General features: G+C 72.9%; 1 protein-coding gene. It reads right to left on the bottom strand.

Annotated elements, in window-relative coordinates:
* Positions 1 to 1,548: type I polyketide synthase (locus E1294_RS51875; RefSeq protein ID WP_132520720.1), on the bottom strand; the 1,548-nt coding region annotated here is incomplete at both ends.

Here is a 1,548-nt window from a genome sequence, read left to right as displayed (position 1 = left end):
CATTAGGCGCCGTCAACCCGTTACTCGCACCGTCCTGATTGACCGCGCTGCCCCGCACCACCGCCAGCACCCGATGCCCGAGACGCTCCGCGTCCGACAACCGCTCCACCAGCAGGACGCCGACGCCCTCGCCCCAGCCTGTGCCGTCGGCGTCGGCGGAGAACGCCTTGCACCGGCCGTCCGGGGACAGGCCGCGCTGGCGCGAGAACTCCACGAAGGTGCCGGGCGTGGCCATCACGGTCACGCCGCCGGCCAGCGCCATGTCGCACTCGCCCGACCGCAGCGCCTGCGCCGCCCAGTGCAGGGCGACGAGAGAGGAGGAGCAGGCGGTGTCCACGGTCACCGCAGGGCCTTCCAGCCCGAAGGTGTACGACAGGCGACCGGACACGACGCTGCCGGAGTTCCCGGTGGCGATGAGCCCTTCCAGCTCCGTGGGCACGGTGGTGAGGTGGGCCGCGTAGTCGTGGTACATGACGCCCGCGAACACGCCGGTCCTGCTGCCGCGCAGCGCCGCGGGGTCGATCCCGGCCCGTTCGATCGCCTCCCACGAGGCTTCGAGGAGGAGCCGCTGCTGCGGGTCCATGGCCAGCGCCTCGCGCTGCGAGATCCCGAAGAACGCCGGGTCGAACTCGGCCGCGTCGTGCAGGAAACCGCCATGCTTCGTGTACGTGGTGCCCGAATTATCGGGGTCCGGGTGGTACAGCCGATTCAGGTCCCACCCGCGGTCTGCGGGGAACTCGCCGATCGCGTCCGTACCGGCGCTCACCAGCTGCCAGAGATCCTCCGGCGAGAGCACGCCGCCCGGGTACCGGCAGGCCATGCCGACGATCGCGATAGGCTCGTCGTTCAGCGGCGTCGTGGCCGCGGTGACAGCCGTCGCCTCGGCCCCGGCTCCGGTGAGCTCCGTCTCCAGGTAGTCGGCGACGGCTCGCGCGTTGGGGTAGTCGAAGACCAGCGTGGCGGGGAGCCGCAGCCCGGTGCCCGAGTTGAGCTGGTTACGGAGTTCGACGGCCGTCAAGGAGTCGAAGCCGAGCTCCTGGAAGGCGCGGTCGGGCTCCACGGCGTCCATCGAGGCGTGACCGAGAACTGTGGCCACCTCCTGGCGGACCAGCTCCAGCAGCACCCTGCCGCGCTCGGCCTCCTCCAGCCCGGCGAGCCGGCGGGCCAGCCCGGACCCGGCCGCGCGGGCCACCTGGCGTGCCGACCCGCGTACCAGGCCGCGCAGCAGCGCGGGAAGCTCCGCGCCCCGGTTGCGCAGCGCCGCGGCGTCGACCCGCAGCGGCACCAGCGCCGCCGCGTCCGAGCCCGACCCCGCATCGAACGACGCCAGCGCCTCGTCCACGGTCAACGCCGGCAGGCCCTGACGCCGCATCCTCTCGAAGTCGGCCTCGCTCAGCCAGGCGCTCAGCCCGGTGTCGGTGTCCCACAGCCCGTACGCCAGGGACGTGGCGACCAGCCCCGACGACCGACGGTGCACCGCCAGGGCGTCGAGGAACACGTTCGCAGCGGCGTAGTTGGCCTGTCCTGCCGCCAGGACGGAGCCGCCCG

Source organism: Nonomuraea diastatica, from assembly GCF_004349015.1.
Lineage (GTDB): Bacteria > Actinomycetota > Actinomycetes > Streptosporangiales > Streptosporangiaceae > Nonomuraea > Nonomuraea diastatica.
This window is presented reverse-complemented; position numbering and strand designations above follow the sequence as displayed.